Annotated in this window: 16 protein-coding genes; 9 read left to right on the plus strand and 7 right to left on the minus strand. The window is 66.8% G+C overall.

All coding sequences use genetic code 11. The annotated features are described in order from the left end of the window. Positions 1 to 45: 45 nt before the first annotated feature. Genes ACE039_RS24560 through apaG form a run of 3 tightly spaced genes read right to left on the minus strand, consistent with a single transcriptional unit; the run spans position 46 to position 2,924 of the window. Positions 46 to 1,215, minus strand: coding sequence for a UbiH/UbiF family hydroxylase (locus tag ACE039_RS24560; RefSeq protein ID WP_448710250.1), 1,170 nt, complete (start codon positions 1,213 to 1,215; stop codon positions 46 to 48). Continuing rightward, positions 1,212 to 2,513, minus strand: coding sequence for a murein transglycosylase A (mltA, locus tag ACE039_RS24565; RefSeq protein WP_485811839.1), 1,302 nt, complete (start codon positions 2,511 to 2,513; stop codon positions 1,212 to 1,214). The genes ACE039_RS24560 and mltA overlap by 4 nt, the downstream gene beginning before the upstream one ends. A gap of 36 nt (positions 2,514 to 2,549) precedes the next feature. Then, a complete protein-coding gene (gene apaG / locus ACE039_RS24570; RefSeq protein ID WP_046805616.1) occupies positions 2,550 to 2,924 on the minus strand; it encodes a Co2+/Mg2+ efflux protein ApaG in 375 nt (124 codons plus the stop codon). A 128-nt stretch (positions 2,925 to 3,052) separates the two neighbouring features. On the opposite strand from apaG, the gene rpe reads away from it, so the two are divergent. The 6 genes from rpe to trpC all read left to right on the plus strand — a co-directional run bounded on the left by rpe (position 3,053) and on the right by trpC (position 8,755). Next, the gene (rpe, locus tag ACE039_RS24575; RefSeq protein ID WP_105559591.1) at positions 3,053 to 3,781 is read left to right on the plus strand and encodes a ribulose-phosphate 3-epimerase; all 729 of its coding nucleotides are present in this window, start codon (positions 3,053 to 3,055) and stop codon (positions 3,779 to 3,781) included. A gap of 15 nt (positions 3,782 to 3,796) precedes the next feature. Then, positions 3,797 to 4,504, plus strand: coding sequence for a phosphoglycolate phosphatase (locus ACE039_RS24580; RefSeq protein WP_105559590.1), 708 nt, complete (start codon positions 3,797 to 3,799; stop codon positions 4,502 to 4,504). Positions 4,505 to 4,793: 289 nt separating this feature from the next. Next, positions 4,794 to 6,314, plus strand: a complete 1,521-nt coding sequence (trpE, locus tag ACE039_RS24585; RefSeq protein WP_105559589.1) for an anthranilate synthase component I — start codon at positions 4,794 to 4,796, stop codon at positions 6,312 to 6,314. Positions 6,315 to 6,359: 45 nt separating this feature from the next. Continuing rightward, complete coding sequence (locus ACE039_RS24590; protein WP_310034001.1) at positions 6,360 to 6,926, plus strand: aminodeoxychorismate/anthranilate synthase component II; 567 nt, start codon at positions 6,360 to 6,362, stop codon at positions 6,924 to 6,926. Positions 6,927 to 6,938: 12 nt separating this feature from the next. Beyond that, positions 6,939 to 7,970 (plus strand): anthranilate phosphoribosyltransferase, encoded by a 1,032-nt coding sequence (gene trpD, locus ACE039_RS24595; RefSeq protein WP_105559587.1) that lies wholly within the window; start codon positions 6,939 to 6,941, stop codon positions 7,968 to 7,970. Next, positions 7,967 to 8,755 (plus strand): indole-3-glycerol phosphate synthase TrpC, encoded by a 789-nt coding sequence (gene trpC, locus ACE039_RS24600; protein ID WP_105559586.1) that lies wholly within the window; start codon positions 7,967 to 7,969, stop codon positions 8,753 to 8,755. Before trpD ends, trpC begins: the two co-directional genes overlap by 4 nt. 51 nt (positions 8,756 to 8,806) lie before the next feature. Here trpC and ACE039_RS24605 read toward each other — a convergent pair whose 3' ends face one another. Then, on the minus strand, positions 8,807 to 10,693 hold the full coding sequence (locus ACE039_RS24605) for a sigma-54-dependent Fis family transcriptional regulator (protein WP_485823556.1): 1,887 nt from the start codon (positions 10,691 to 10,693) through the stop codon (positions 8,807 to 8,809). Between the two features lie 229 nt (positions 10,694 to 10,922). Here ACE039_RS24605 and adh point away from each other — a divergent pair, with 229 nt between their 5' ends. Beyond that, the gene (adh, locus tag ACE039_RS24610) at positions 10,923 to 12,452 is read left to right on the plus strand and encodes an aldehyde dehydrogenase (RefSeq protein ID WP_448708072.1); all 1,530 of its coding nucleotides are present in this window, start codon (positions 10,923 to 10,925) and stop codon (positions 12,450 to 12,452) included. A gap of 71 nt (positions 12,453 to 12,523) precedes the next feature. Continuing rightward, positions 12,524 to 12,901 (plus strand): DUF779 domain-containing protein, encoded by a 378-nt coding sequence (locus ACE039_RS24615; RefSeq protein WP_105559583.1) that lies wholly within the window; start codon positions 12,524 to 12,526, stop codon positions 12,899 to 12,901. Here the strand turns inward: ACE039_RS24615 and ACE039_RS24620 are convergent. After that, on the minus strand, positions 12,888 to 13,061 hold the full coding sequence (locus tag ACE039_RS24620; protein ID WP_448708070.1) for a hypothetical protein: 174 nt from the start codon (positions 13,059 to 13,061) through the stop codon (positions 12,888 to 12,890). The genes ACE039_RS24615 and ACE039_RS24620 overlap by 14 nt on opposite strands. Next, entirely contained in the window at positions 13,058 to 13,669 is a 612-nt protein-coding gene (locus ACE039_RS24625; protein ID WP_485823557.1) for a DsbA family protein, read from the minus strand. Before ACE039_RS24625 ends, ACE039_RS24620 begins: the two co-directional genes overlap by 4 nt. 187 nt (positions 13,670 to 13,856) lie before the next feature. On the opposite strand from ACE039_RS24625, the gene ACE039_RS24630 reads away from it, so the two are divergent. After that, the gene (locus ACE039_RS24630) at positions 13,857 to 14,789 is read left to right on the plus strand and encodes a LysR substrate-binding domain-containing protein (protein ID WP_485823558.1); all 933 of its coding nucleotides are present in this window, start codon (positions 13,857 to 13,859) and stop codon (positions 14,787 to 14,789) included. Positions 14,790 to 14,835: 46 nt separating this feature from the next. Here the strand turns inward: ACE039_RS24630 and selD are convergent, their stop codons facing one another. Further along, positions 14,836 to 15,897, minus strand: a complete 1,062-nt coding sequence (gene selD / locus ACE039_RS24635; protein ID WP_310033992.1) for a selenide, water dikinase SelD — start codon at positions 15,895 to 15,897, stop codon at positions 14,836 to 14,838. Positions 15,898 to 15,949 lie beyond the last annotated feature (52 nt).

A 15,949-nucleotide genomic window follows, 5' to 3' on the forward strand; every position in this document is an offset into this window, starting at 1 on the left:
GACTGCCGCCCCGGGCCAAGGTTCAACGGCCCGCCGCGGCAGGGCTCAATTGGCCGATGCGCCGGCGATCAGGCGGCGCTTTACCAACGGCGCCTTTTCGACCCAATGCATGCCGGCGTTGCGCAGCCACACCAGCGGCGTGGCGCGGGACGCGAACAGCTTGTGCAGTCCGTCGGTGGCCAGGCGCATCGCCAGCACCGGTTCGGCGCGCGCGCGCTGGTAGCGGTGCAGCACGCGCAGGTCGCCCGCCGTTCGGTAGGACTCGCGATCGGCCACCGTGCGGGCCAGCGCTTCCACGTCGCCCAGGCCCAGGTTCAGGCCCTGCCCCGCCAGCGGGTGCAGGCGGTGCGCGGCATCACCAGCCAGCGCGATGCCGGGCGCCACCATCTGCGCGCGCTCCAGCGTCAACGGGAAACCGTGCAGCTTGCTGCGCACCTTCAGCCGGCCCAGGCGCCCCTCGGAGGCCTCGGCCAACAGGCTTTCCAGCCTGGCGGCCTGCGCGTCGGCCGGCAATGCCAGCAAGGCCTGCGCCGGTTCGGTGCGCATGGACCACACCATGGAAACTTGCGGGCCGTCGGCGGTATCGGGCAGCGGCAGCAGCGCCAACACGCCGTCGTCGCGGAACCACTGGATCGCCGTGCCCTGATGGGCGCGTTCGGCGTCCAGATGCACGACCAGCCCCGTGTCGTCATAGGACACGGCATCGTGCTTCATGCCCGCGGCCGTGCGCAGCGGCGAGGCCGCCCCGTCGGCGCCCACGAACAGCTCAGCCCGGATGCGCGTGCCGCTTTCGGTATCGACCGCGCCATCCTGGTAGCCCGTGCAGCGGTCTTCCAGCCAGGGGATGCCGAACATGCGCACGGCCTGGACCAGCACGCGTTCGATCTCGCCGGATTCGACGATCCAGGCCAGTTGCGGCAGTGCCGCCTGCCAGGCGTTCAGGTTGACCTGCCCGTCCGCATCGCCATGGATCTCCATGGCTTCGACCGGCATCAGCCGGGACGCGGGCATGGCGTCCCATACGCCCAGCTCGGCCAGAAAGCGCTGGCTGGCGGGCGAAATGGCATAGACGCGCGGGTGATAGCGGTTGGGATCGGCGGCCGGTACTGCGGTGCGCGGCGCCAGGACGGCGACGCGCTGGCCGCGGCGGGCCAACGCCAACGCCGTGGACAAGCCCACGATGCCGGCCCCGCAAACGACGATTTGATGGGTCATCTTGCCGAAGGCTCCCCTGCTTGCTTGGGCCACAGCACCCACATCTGGCCCCGTTGCTTCATGCGACCCGCCTGCTGGCCGGCTTCTTCGCCGTAACCCCAGTAGAAGTCGGCGCGCGCCGCGCCGCGGATGGCCGTGCCCGTGTCCTGGGCGAACACCAGCCGCTGCAACGGGCGGTCGGAGGCCGGGAACGTGGTGGCCAGATATACCGGCGTGCCCAGCGGCACGAAGGTGGCGTCGACCGCCACCGAACGCTTGGGCGCCAGCGGGATCGCGTAGGCGCCCTTCGGGCCCTGTTCGGGGTCGATGACCGGCTCTTCGCGGAAGAAGACGACCGCCGGGTTGGCGTTCAGCATTTCCTGCACGCGCTTGGGGTTGCGCTGGGCCCAGGCGCGAATGTTCTGCATGGACGCCTGGTCGGCGGTCAGTTCGCCGCGGTCGATCAGCCAGCGGCCGATGGACACGTAAGGCTGCCCGTTGTGGTCGGCGTAGGCCACGCGGATGGTCTTGCCGGTATCTGGGCCGTCGGTCAGTTGCACGCGGCCCGAGCCCTGCACCTGCAGGAAGAAATTGTCGACGGGATCATCCACCCACACGACCACGGGCGGCCGGCGGCCGGACGACTCGATCGCGGCGCGGGTGTCATAGGGCACCACGCGCTTGCCTTCGAGCTTGCCGCGCACGCGCTTGCCGGCCAGATCCGGATAGATCGAGCCAAGGTCGATCGTCAGCAGATCGGCGGGCACGGCGTAGAGGGGCCACTGGTAATTGCCGCCCTGGCGACGCGAGCCGCGCACCAGGGGTTCGTAGTAGCCGGTGACGGTATTGGTGGCCGGCTTGCCGTCGGCCGCGTTCAGGCGCCACGGCTGCAGATAGGTCTGCAGGAAGCGGCGCACGCCTTCGCCGTCGCCTGCGGCTGGCGCCCGGGCGGGGTCGACGGCCGCGGCGCACACCGGCTGCCAGGCGCGCGGCGTGGCGCGCGCGGGCGCGGCCAGGTTGCCGCTGGTGGGCCGCATCAAGCCGCGGCAGTTGCGCAGGAACAGCGGCCAGAATTGTGTCAGGTCATCGTTGGACCAGCCCGGCATCTCGGACCAGCTTGCCGGTTTGAACTTGCCCGCAAGCGCCCGCGGCGCGGTATCCGGCAGGGCCGACAGCGACGGCACCACCAGGGGGCCCTCGGCCGTGGGAGGGCGGGTGCCGGGCAGGCCGGTGTCGCCGGAGTCGGGCGGAACGTCGGAGGGCGTGGAACATGCCGCCAGCAGGACCGACAGCACGGACAGGCTAAGAATGCGCTTCATGAGCAGAGGAGAAAACGGGGCAACGGGCCGGGCCATTCAGTGCAGGGTGCGCGGCATGGCCAGGACGAATTCGGAGATCGGCACTTCAAACGGAATCCCGTTCTCGCCGACGCAGTGGTACGTGCCGCGCATCGTGCCCACCGGGGTGGGCAGCGGACAGCCGCTGGTGTATTCGAAGGTCTCGCCGGGCGCCAACAGGGGCTGCTGCCCCACGATGCCCAGCCCGCGCACTTCCTGCACGCGCTGGTTGCCATCGGTGATGACCCAGTGGCGACTGATCACCTGGGCGGGATGTTCGCCGGTATTGGTGATGCGGACGGTATAGGCAAACACGAACTGCTGTTCGCCGGGATCGGACTGTTCAGGCACGAAGCGCGGAGAGACAGAGACGCTAAGGTCGTAAGGTTTCACAGTCCTTCCCTGTGTGGCTGGGCGCGGTGGCCGGATGACGGCGCCGGACGCTTGCATGACGCAGTTTTCGGACCCGCGGGACCGGGCGGTTCCCGATATCGCGCCTCAAACTGCAATAATGGCACATTATGCCCTTCCCGACCCCGAACATCATGTCATCCTCCACGGCCTCCACCCGCATCACCCCCAGCATCCTGTCGGCTGACTTCGCCCGCCTGGGCGAGGAAGTCCGCAACGTTGTCGCCGCCGGCGCCGATTGGATCCATGTGGACGTGATGGACAACCACTATGTCCCCAACCTGACCATCGGCCCGATGGTGTGCGCGGCGATCCGCCCCCACGTCCAGGTGCCGATCGACGTGCACCTGATGGTTGAACCGGTGGACGACCTGGTGCCGATGTTCGCCAAGGCCGGCGCCGACTACATCAGCTTCCACCCGGACGCCAGCCGCCACGTGGACCGCACGCTGTCCCTGATCCGCGAAAACGGCTGTAAAGCCGGGCTGGTGTTCAACCCCGCCACGCCGCTGACCTACCTGGACTACGTCATGGACAAGATCGACCTGGTCCTGATCATGTCGGTGAACCCGGGCTTTGGCGGCCAGAGCTTCATCCCCGGCGCGCTGACCAAGCTGCGCGAAGCGCGCGCGAAAATCGACGCCTGGATGCAGGCCGGCGGCCAGGAAATCGTGCTGCAAGTGGACGGCGGCGTCAAAATCGACAATATCGCCGAGATTCGCCGCGCGGGCGCGGACACCTTCGTGGCCGGTTCGGCCATTTTCGGCAAGCCGGACTACGCCGGCATCATCACGTCCATGCGCGAACAGATCGCCATCGGCGAAACCACCGCCATCTAAGGACCAGGACCCGACATGACCGCTTTTCGCGCTGCGCTGCTGGACCTTGACGGCACCTTGCTGGATTCCATCCCCGACCTGGCCTTCGCGGCCAATGCCATGCGCGTGGAGCTCGGCATGACCGCGCTGCGCGAAGACGTGGTGGCCACCTTCGTCGGCAAGGGCGTGGACAACCTGGTCCGCCGCAGCCTGGCGGGCAGCCTGGATGCCGCCGACCCGTCGGCCGAGGACTTCGCCCGCGCCCGCGAGGCCTTCTACCGCCACTACCACCTGGTCAACGGCGAACGCGCCCAGGTCTACCCGGGCGTCATCGACGGGCTGAAACACATGCGCGACCAGGGCCTGAAGCTGGCCGTCGTCACCAACAAGCCCACTGAGTTCACGCTGCCGCTTTTGCAGCGCACCGGCCTGGCGGGCTTTTTCGACGCGGTCGTCTGCGGCGACACCTGCGCGCGCCGCAAGCCCGACCCCGACCAGGTGCTGCACGCCTGCGAACTGCTGGGCGTGGCGGTGACCGAAGCCGTGACCATCGGCGACTCGATCAATGACGCGCAAGCCGGCCGCACGGCGGGCACGCAGGTGCTGGTGGTGCCTTACGGCTACAACGAAGGCCGTGACGTGCGCGAGCTGGATGTCGATGGTATAGTGGACACGCTAGTCAACGCCGCGCAGTGGGTGGCTCTCTGGAACCAAAACCAGAACGCCGCCACGGCAGCCTCCTGAAAAGGGCGCTTCGCTAAAACATACGCGGCCTGGCAACACCTGAATTATCAAAGACTTATTTCGGATCAATGAACGCTTATCCCCAGAACCAAATGCTCGGCGCCTCGTGGCGCTGGTGGCGTTTGTCTTCCGGGTGGCGATGATCCCTCCCGGCCCTGGACGCGTATGCCGCCTAGTGCCGTAGCTGTGTAAACCACAGAGCCAAGCCCGGAACCAGTAACCTGGACCGGGCTTTTTTGTTGTGCGCCCGGTCTGAAAGCAAACACCCCATCGCTTACGAGACCCCGACATGACCGAAATCGAATTCAAGGCCCTCGCCGCGCAAGGCTACAACCGCATTCCGCTGGTCGCCGAAACCTACGCCGACCTGGACACGCCGCTGGGCATCTACCTGAAGCTGGCGCATGCGGGCCCCCTGGCCGGCCGCATGACGTGCCTGATGGAATCGGTGGTGGGCGGCGAGCGCTTCGGGCGCTATTCCTTCATCGGCCTGCCGGCCCGCACGGTGATCCGCGCCAGCGGCACCCTGACGGAAGTGCTGCACGACGGTCAGGTCGTGGAAACGCATGAGGGCGATCCGCTGGCCTTCATCGAGCAGTACCAGGGCCGTTTCAAGGTCGCCCTGCGCCCGGGCATGCCGCGCTTCTGCGGCGGCCTGGCTGGCTACTTCGGCTATGACACCGTGCGCCACATCGAGCCGTGCCTGGGGCCCGCCGTCAAGCCGTTCCCGGCGGGCATGGAAGGCGGCACCCCCGACCTGATGCTGATGCACGTGGACGAACTGGTCATCGTGGACAACCTGGCCGGCCGCATCTACCTGATGGTCTACGCCGACCCCAGCCAGCCCGAATCCTATAGCCGCGCCCAACAGCGCCTGCACGACCTGCGCGCGCGCCTGCGACGCCCGGTGGAAATCCCGTACAGCCACGCCAGCATGCAGACCGAAGAGCGGCGCGACTTCAAGAAGGAAGACTATCTGGCGGCCGTGCGCCGCGCCAAGGAACACATCGCCGCCGGCGACCTGATGCAGGTGCAGGTGGGCCAGGTCATCGCCAAGCCCTTCCGCGATTCGCCGCTTTCCCTCTACCGCGCCCTGCGGTCGTTGAACCCGTCCCCCTACATGTACTTCTGGAACTTTGGCGATTTCCAGGTCGTGGGCGCGTCGCCCGAGATCCTGGTTCGCCAGGAACGCGTGGTGGACAACGGCGTGCCGAAGTCGCAGATCACCATCCGGCCGCTGGCCGGCACCCGCAAGCGCGGCGCCACGCCCGAAGAGGACGCCGCGCTGGCCGCCGAACTGAAGGCAGACCCCAAGGAAGTGGCCGAACACGTGATGCTGATCGACCTGGCCCGCAACGACGTGGGCCGCGTGGCCGAAGTGGGCTCGGTGAAGGTCAGCGACACCATGGTCATCGAACGCTACTCGCACGTGATGCACCTGGTGTCCAACGTGACCGGCAACCTGAACCCCGGCATGAGCAGCATGGATGTGCTGCGCGCGTCGTTCCCCGCCGGCACGCTGACGGGCGCGCCCAAGGTCGAGGCCATGAAGATCATCGATGAACTGGAACCCGTGCGCCGCGGCATCTACGGCGGCGCGGCCGGCTACCTGTCCTATGGCGGCGAAATGGACGTGGCCATCGCCATCCGCACCGGCGTCATCAAGGACGGCACGCTGTACGTGCAGGCCGCCGCCGGCATCGTGGCCGACTCCAACCCCGAAGCCGAATGGGCCGAAACGGAAGCCAAGGCTCGCGCGGTGCTGCGCGCCGCCGAACAGGTGCAGCACGGCCTGGACGAACCCATCTGATCCCGGCCCCGCCCGAACCGAATACCGCCCCGCACGGAGAAAAAAATGCTGTTGATGATCGATAACTACGACTCTTTTACCTACAACCTGGTCCAATACTTCGGTGAACTGGGCGAAGACGTGCGCGTGGCGCGCAACGACCAGATCACGCTGGAGGAGATCGCCGCCCTGAATCCGGACCGCATCTGCGTGTCGCCCGGGCCGTGCTCGCCCGCCGAGGCCGGCATTTCGGTGGCCGCGATCCAGGCCTTCGCCGGCAAGAAGCCCATCCTGGGCGTGTGCCTGGGCCACCAGGCCATCGGCGCGGCCTACGGCGGCGACATCGTCCGCGCGCAGCAGATCATGCACGGCAAAACCGTCAAGATCTCGCACACGGGCACCGACCTCTTCACCGGCCTGCCCACCCCGTACACCGTGATCCGTTACAACTCGCTGACCATCGACCCCGCCACCCTGCCCGACTGCCTGGCGGTGACGGCGACCGCCCCGGATGGCGACATCATGGGGGTCCGCCACAAATCCCTGCCGCTGTACGGAGTACAGTTCCACCCCGAATCCGTGCTCAGCGAACATGGCCACGCCCTGCTGCGCAATTTCCTGAACCTCGCCTGAGAAGGACGCACCGTGACGATTTCCCCCACCGAAGCGCTGACGCGCTGCATTGAACACCGCGAAATTTTCCACGACGAGATGCTGCATCTGATGCGCATGCTGATGCGCGGCGAGATGTCCCCGCAGATCGCAAGCGCCCTGCTGATGGGCCTGCGCGTGAAGAAGGAAACCATTGGCGAGATCACCGCGGCCGCGCAGGTCATGCGCGAATTCGCCACGCCCGTCGTGACGCCCAATCCGCTGGACCTGCTGGACATGTGCGGCACTGGCGGCGACGGCAGCCACACGTTCAACATTTCGACGACCGCCATGTTCGTGGCGGCGGCGGCCGGCGTGCCGATCGCCAAGCACGGCAATCGCAGCGCGTCGTCCTCCAGCGGTAGCGCCGATGTGCTGGAAGCCCTGGGCGCCAACCTGGTCCTGACGCCCGAAGACGTAGCCGAGTGCATCCAGGCCACCGGCATCGGCTTCATGTTCGCGCCCGCCCACCACGGCGCCATGAAGAACGTGGCCGCCGTGCGCAAGGAACTGGCCGTGCGCACCATTTTCAACATCCTCGGCCCGCTGACCAACCCGGCTGGCGCCGCCAACCAGCTGATGGGCGTGTTCCACCCCGATCTCGTCGGCATCCAGGTGCGGGTGCTGGAACGCCTGGGATCGCGCCACGTGCTGGTGGTACACGGCAAGGACGGCATGGACGAAGCGTCGTTGGGCGGGGCCACCCTGGTGGGCGAGCTGAAAGATGGTCAAATACGGGAATATGAAATCCACCCTGAGGACTACGGGCTATCCATGATGTCCAATCGGTCCATCAAGGTGTCCAATCGCGAGCAGTCGCGCGAACTTGTCATCGAAGCGCTGGACAATGTGGAGGGCGCCGCGCGCGACATCGTCGCGCTGAATGCGGGGCTGGCCATCTATGCCGGCAATAAAGCTGATTCCATTCCCGAAGCCTTAGCGCTAGCATTTGAATTGATTGCCACCGGCGCGGCGAGAGCCAAGCTGGAAGAATTCTGCGCATATACCCGGAAATTCCAGAAATGAACGATATTCTTGCGAAGATCCTCGCCGTCAAGGTCGAGGAAGTCGCCGCCGCTCGCCAGATGCGCAGCGAAGCCGAGGTCCTGCGCGAAGCGCAGGCGCGGCAGGACGTACGTGGCTTTGCCCAAGCCATCGAGGACAAGATCTCGCAGGGCAAAGCCGGCGTCATCGCTGAAATCAAGAAAGCATCGCCCTCCAAGGGGGTGCTGCGCGACACCTTCGCCCCCGCCGACATCGCTTCGACCTATGCGGTGCACGGCGCGGCGTGCCTGTCGGTGCTGACGGACGTGCAGTTCTTCCAGGGCTCGCACGACCACCTGCGCCAGGCGCGCGCCGCCTGCTCGCTGCCGGTGCTGCGCAAGGATTTCGTGATCGACCCCTACCAGATCATCGCCGCCCGCGCGATGGGCGCGGACTGCGTGCTGCTGATCGTGGCCGCGCTGTCGCCGTCGCAATTGCGCGACTACGAAACGTTGGCGATGGAACTGGGCATGGATGTGCTGGTGGAAGTGCACGACGCCCGGGAACTGGACGTGGCGCTGACCATGAAGACGCCGCTGCTGGGCATCAACAACCGCAACCTGCGCACGTTCGAGACCAGCCTGAAGAACACGCTGGACCTGCTGCCCAACATTCCGGCGGGCAAGCGCGTCGTGACCGAAAGCGGCATCCTGAAGCCGGAAGACGTCAAGCTGATGCGCGACCACCAGGTCAACGCGTTCCTGGTGGGCGAAGCATTCATGCGCGCCAAGGACCCGGGCGCGGAGCTTGCGCGCCTGGTAGGCTGAGGCGCCTGCGGCCAGGGGCTGCGCGAGCGCTATTGCGAACGTGCCGCGCAGCTATCGCGGACGCGGCACAACGAGATTGCCCGCGCGCCGGTACACGGTGCTGCGGTGCACACCCAGCGCACGCGCCGCACGGCTGACGTTGCCGCCGTGCGCGGCCAGCGCATCGCGTATCGCGGCATCCGTCATGGATTGCAGATCCGCCGCGCCGCTGCCCGTCGAAGGCGCTGCGTCCGGCGCGCGGGACGCCACGGGCGACTGCAACAGTTCGGCCGGCAGCATGTCGGCATCGACCACACCCGACGGGCCCGCCAATACATGCAAGGTGCGCAGCACCGCCACCAATTGCCGGTAATTGCCCGGCCACGAATACGCGGCCAGACGGGCTTCGATCGACGGCGGCAGCACCGGGCCGGGGCCCTGCGCCGCCCACAACGCGCGCAACAACTCCAGGCGGTCGGCGCGGGCGCGCAGCGGTTCAAGCGTGACCGTGTATTCGGCGATGCGGAAATACAGGTCGGGGCGCACCGGCGCATCGGATCCCTCGTGCGCCAACGGACGATGGGTGGCACACACCAGCGCAAAATCCACCGGCACCGGCCGCGCCGCGCCCAGCGGCGACACTTCGCGCGTTTGCAGTACGCGCAGTAAGCGTGATTGCAGCAGCAGCGGCATATCTCCGATTTCATCCAGGAACAGCACGCCGCCATGCGCCTGACGCAGCAGGCCCTTGCTGCCTTGCCTGCGCGCCCCCGTAAAGGCGCCATCTTCGTACCCGAACAGTTCGGATTCGATCAGGCTTTCGGGCAACGCCGCGCAATTGACCGCCACGAACGGCCCCGACGCGCGCTTGCCACGGGCATGCAGTTGGCGGGCAAACACTTCCTTGCCCACGCCCGTTTCGCCTTGCAGCAATATGGAAACGCCCGCATCCGACAGGTGCACCGCGCGCGCCAGCGCGCCTAGGGTGGCCGCGTCGAAGCTGGGCGCCGCCGGCCGGGTGGCGGCGATGGGCAAAGCCGGTGTCGTGGGTTGCGGCGGCCGCGAACGCGGTTGACGCAGCCGCGCGTGGTACCCGGCGCCAGAGCGGGCCAGCACACGGCCGGCCGAATCGGGGCAGCGTTCCAGTTCGCCTTCGAACACGTCGGCGTAGCGATACACGCCCAGGGCCGTGGGAGCCAGGCCCAATGCCTGCATCGCGCGACGGTTCGCGCCGATCAGGAGATCGCCCTGGAATGCCAGCAGGCCTTCGCCTGGCGCCCCAAGGCCGGACGGATCATCATGCAGGCGCAGCACCGCGTAGTGCTCGTAGGCCTGTTCAAACAAGCGATGTTCGATGACGTCGACGGCCGCGCGCACCAGCGCCAGCATATCGGGCCGGATGTCGCGCGCCTGGCTGGACAGGTCCAGCACGCCCAGCGTGCGGCCCTCGCTGTCGGTGATGGGCACCGCGGCGCAGGTCAGGATGCGGTTGGGTTCGAAATAATGTTCCGCGCCATGCACGGCGATGGGCCGGCCTTCGACCAGCGCGGTGCCGATGGCATTGGTGCCCGCCGCGGCCTCGTCCCAGGGCGCCCCGGGCATCAGCGCCACGCGGGATGCGCGGCTTGCGAAGCCGCTATCGCCATCGCTGTCCAGGACCAGCCCCTGGGCGTCCGAGAGTATCACCAGGTTGCCACTGCCGCCGGCCTGGCGGCGCAGGTACGACATGGCGGGTTCCGACAAGCGGCGCAAGGCTTCGTTGCGTTGCTGGGCCTCGCGCAGTTCGCCCTGTGTCATGAGCTCGGCGCGCCGCACGCCACGCATGTCAAAGCCCAGGTCGGCGCACCGGCGCCAGGATCGCAGGATGGGCTCGGCAACGATGCCGCCGGGCACGGCGCCCTGCTGGTTGAACAGCAGGCGCGCTTGCGTCAGCGCGTGCTGACGGGATTGACTGGCCATGCGTGTCTCCTTGGACAGGCGCTTCTGCGACACCTGTTCCGCGACAACGTCGCAAATAACGACATATCGAGGGGCAAAAATGTTGCACGCGCGTCGGGGCGCGGCGAAGTCAACTGTCGCACGCGAGGGCGCGCGCTGTCCAGCGGGGGAAGCCCGCAGGTTGGCACGTTCCTTGCTTGATACCAGACAGGCAGCCCACTGCCGCTATTCCACAATATCGGAGACAAGCATGGACATCGCAACCCGCATCACCCCGGACACGTATGGCACCCGTCTGGACCTGAAAACGCAGTATGACAACTTCATTGACGGCAAGTGGCAAAAGCCCGCCGATGGCGAGTACTTCGACAACGTCACGCCCGTTACCGGCCAGGTGCTGACCCGCAACGCACGTTCCAAGGACCGCGACATCGACATGGCCCTGGACGCCGCGCACCGCGCCGCGCCGAAATGGGGAGCGACCCCGGCCGCCGAGCGCGCCCGCATGCTGATGCAGATTGCCGACGTGATGGAAGCCAACCTGGAACGCCTGGCCACGGCCGAAACCTGGGACAACGGCAAACCCATTCGCGAAGCGCGCGCCGCCGACATCCCGCTGGCGATCGACCACTTCCGCTACTTTGCCTCGTGCATCCGCAGCCAGGAAGGCGGTCTGTCGGAAATCGATAGCGACACGGTGGCCTACCACTTCAACGAACCGCTGGGCGTGGTCGGCCAGATCATCCCGTGGAACTTCCCCATCCTGATGGCCGCGTGGAAGCTGGCGCCCGCGCTGGCGGCCGGCAACTGCGTGGTGCTGAAGCCCGCTGAACAGACGCCGTTGGGCATCCTGCTGTTGATGGAGTTGATCGGCGACATCCTGCCCCCGGGCGTGCTGAACGTGGTGACGGGTTTCGGCCTGGAAGCCGGCAAGCCGCTGGCTTCCAGCAAGCGCATCGCCAAGATCGCCTTCACCGGTGAAACCACCACCGGCCGCCTGATCATGCAGTACGCGTCGCAGAACATCATCCCCGTCACGCTGGAACTGGGCGGCAAGTCACCCAACATCTTCTTCGCGGACGTGGCCGCGCAGGATGACGACTTTTTGGACAAGGCCGTCGAAGGTTTCGTCATGTTCGCGCTCAACCAGGGCGAAGTGTGCACGTGCCCCAGCCGCGCGCTGATTCAGGAATCGCTCTACGACAAGTTCATGGAGCGCGCATTGAAGCGCGTGGCCGAGATCAAGCAGGGCAACCCGCTGGACGGCGACACAATGCTGGGCGCGCAGGCCTCCACTGAACAACTGGAGAAGATCCTGTCGTACCTGGACATTGGCAAGCAGGAAGGCGCCGATGTGCTCGCTGGCGGCTCGCGCGCGAAGATGCAGGGCGCGCTGGAAGGCGGCTATTACGTGCAGCCCACGGTCTTCAAGGGCCATAACAAGATGCGCGTGTTCCAGGAAGAGATCTTCGGGCCGGTCGTCGCGGTGACCACGTTCAAGGACGCCGACGACGCGCTCGCGCTGGCCAACGACACGCTCTATGGCCTGGGCGCCGGCGTGTGGTCGCGCGACGCCAACACGTGCTACCGGATGGGTCGCGCCATCAAGGCCGGCCGCGTGTGGACCAACTGCTATCACGCCTATCCCGCGCACGCGGCGTTCGGCGGCTATAAGCAGTCGGGCATCGGACGCGAGAATCACAAGATGATGCTCAACCATTATCAGCAGACGAAGAACCTGCTGGTGAGCTATTCGCCGAAGAAGCTGGGTTTCTTCTGATCGCCAACTGGCAGCCGGGTGCATCGGCCTTCGGGCCGGGCGCGCCCGGCGCTCCGGACAGGAATGACGCCATGGCAGAACACACGCCGCGCGTGGTCGCAACCGACGAGGCGCGCCAATTGATCGATACGTTGCGGGCCAAGCATGGCCCGCTGATGTTCCACCAGTCGGGCGGATGCTGTGACGGCAGTTCCCCCATGTGCTACGCGCTGGGCGAGTTCATGGTGGGCGGCTCGGACGTGCTGCTGGGCGACCTGGAGGGCTGCCCGTTCTACATGGGCGAAGACCAGTTCGCGTATTGGGAGCACACGCAGTTGATTATCGACGCCGTGCCGGGACGCGGCGGCGCCTTTTCGCTGGACAGCGCGGAAGGCAAGCGCTTCCTGCTCCGCTCGCGCCTGTATTCAGACGAAGAATGGGCCCAGGTCGCGCCGGTCACGAAGGGGTGAACGACCCGCCCTTCTCCGGCCCCTGGCCGGCCGGGTCTTGCGCCTGCCCGGCCTGCTTCCATTGGAATGACACCCGGCGGATGCGGGCCGCGCGGAATTGCGTGAACGAACGGCCGCCCGGCATGGGTGCGCCGCGATAGGCATTGCTTGCGTTTTTCATCGTTGAGCCCACTCCAGGGCGTCTTCAAGGCGATCATTGCCCCAGAACATTTCATCGCCCACGAAGAACGTGGGCGCGCCGAACACGCCCAGGTCGCGCGCGCGGTCCACCTGCCGCCGCAGCGCTTCCTTGGCGGCTTCGGATTTGGCGCGGGAGATCAAGGCATCTACGTCCAAAGACAGGCCGGTCAACAAGTCATGCACGACGTCTTCGGCCTGAATGTCCAGGTCGTGTTGGAAATTGGCGCGGAACACGGCCAGGCAGAAATCTCGTCCCCAGGGTTCGTCCTGGCCCAGCAGCCCGATCCGGGCAGGCAGCACGCTCATGCGCGGGAAAAGGCGGGGCCGGTTGTAGACCACGCCGTACTTGTCGGCCAGGCGGGCGATGTCGCGCATCATGTAGGCGCCCTTGCCCGGAAACAGCCGGAACGGCGTGTCGTTCCACCCATGCGCCTGGAAGATCGGGCCCAGCAGGAAGGGGCGCAGGTCGACCTGCACGCCGGCCGCCCGCGCCAGGGCGTCAATGCGCTCAATCGCCAGATAGCTGTAGGGGCTGGCAAAATCAAACCACATCTGCATGCGGGGCGAATCGGGCAAGGGCGCAGTCATCACAAGAGCTCCGGGGGCAGCAAGACCAGGAAAGGCGCGCGACCTGCGCTTTCTCGGGGCCGCAACGACAACCATCGCGCAAGGCCCGGGATCGATGTCCTGGATGCCTGTCGCATGTCTGTCATTGAACCCGCCGGCGTACTATTGCTCAAGCGACATTTCCGTCCGATACGCATGAGTTATACGAATGCCATATCCCCTGGCCAAACTTCCCCCGCTTGACTTGGTCCGCGGGTTTGTCGCCGTGGGCCGCCGCATGAGCATCACGCTTGCCGCGCAGGATCTGCATGTGACGCAATCAGCCGTCAGCCGCCAGATCCGGGCGTTGGAAGCGCACTTGGGCGTGCCGCTGCTGGTACGCGGATTCCGTAGCGTGTCGTTCACATCCGAGGGTGCGCAACTGTTTCGCATGGCGGATGTATGGCTGAGCCAGTTGGGCGACCTGACCGAACAATTGCGCGCGCCCGAACGGCGCACCCCCATCACGGTGACCACCACCATCGGCGTGGCCTCGCTGTGGCTGTTGCCCCGGCTGGGAGCATTCCAGGCGGCGCATCCGCATATCGACGTACGGGTGGCGGCCGACAACCGCTTGATCGATATCGACCGTGAAAGCGTGGACATCGCCATCCGCTACAGCCCGCGCGACATGGTGCCCGACGGCGCGGCCTGGCTGTTCGGGGAATCCGTGGTGCCGGTCGCGCACCCGTCGCTCCATGCCCGCGAATTGGACGCGAGCGAATTGCAACGCCACGTATTGCTGGAATTCGATGATCCGACACGCCCCTGGCTACAGTGGTCGGAATGGTTGAACGCGCGTGGACTGGGGCGGGTACGTGGCAGGGGCATGCTGCGGTTCAACCAGTACGACCAGATCGTGCTGGCCGCGCTGGCCGGCCACGGCATCGCGCTGGGCCGGCTGGCCCTGATCGCGCCGATGCTGGCGGATGGCCGGCTGGAAGCGGTGGGCGGGCAGGCGGCCCGTGCGACGGACCTTGCCTACTGGCTGGTGCGCAACACGCGACGCGCCACGCCGGACGCCGACGTGGTGGCGCGGTGGCTGACGGAACAGGCCGCCATGACCGCGCGGGAACTGTCGCCGGCGGCGGCGACCGGTTAAGTCCGGCCCCCGGGCGTGCCGCGGCTGGACGCCTTTTTCCGCTTGCCTATTCCACCCGCACCTGCGCGTCGCCGGCGGTCATTTCGCCCACCACGGCGGCTTGTTCGAAACCCTGGCTGCGGAACAGGTCCAACACCGCGGCCGCCGCCTCCGGCGCGCATGCCACCAGCAAGCCGCCGGACGTCTGCGGGTCGGTCAGCAACGCGCGCTGCGTGTCGGTCACCGCGTCGCCCAACTGCACGGATCCGCCATAGGATGCCCAGTTGCGGCCCGACGCGCCGGTGATCACGCCTTCCGACGCAAACGCTTGCACGCCCGGCAGCCAAGGCAGGGCATCCAGGCGCAGCCGCGCCGTCAGCTTCGCGCCGCGCGCCATCTCCAGCGCATGGCCCAGCAGGCCAAAACCCGTCACGTCGGTGATCGCATGCACGCCGTCCAGCGCGGCCAGCGCCGGGCCGGGGCGGTTAAGGCGCGTCGTTGTGTCGATCATCACGCGGTAGCCGGCATCGTCCAGGCGGTTCTTTTTCAGCGCGGCCGACAAGATGCCCACGCCCAGCGCCTTGCCCAGGATCAGCACATCCCCCGCCCGCGCATCGGCATTGCGCTTGAGACGGCCGGGATGCACGAGCCCCATCGCCGCAAGGCCGTAGATGGGTTCGACGGAATCGATGCTATGGCCGCCCGCCACCGGAATACCCGCTTCCTCGCACACGGATTCGCCGCCACGCAGGATGTCTGCGATGACGCCATGCGGCAGCACGTTGATGGGCATGCCGACGATGGCCAGGGCCATGATCGGCGTGCCGCCCATCGCATACACGTCGGACAGCGCGTTCGTCGCCGCGATGCGGCCGAAGTCGAATGGGTCGTCCACGATCGGCATGAAGAAATCGGTGGTGGCGATGAGTGCCTGTTCGTCGTTCAGCCGGTAGACCGCGGCGTCGTCGGCGGTCTCGGTGCCCACCATCAGGTTCGGATAACTGGCGGCGGGGCCGAAGCGCTTGAGCAGCTCGGACAGTACGCCCGGAGCGATCTTGCAGCCACAGCCGCCCCCGTGGGACAGCGACGTCAAACGCGGCACGGCCGCCGTGGCAACATCCTGGGTCATTTCAATCTCCATGAGTCAATGGAAAAAGGATAGCACCGCCGCCGAAGTTGGC

This window comes from Achromobacter maghribensis, from assembly GCF_057334215.1.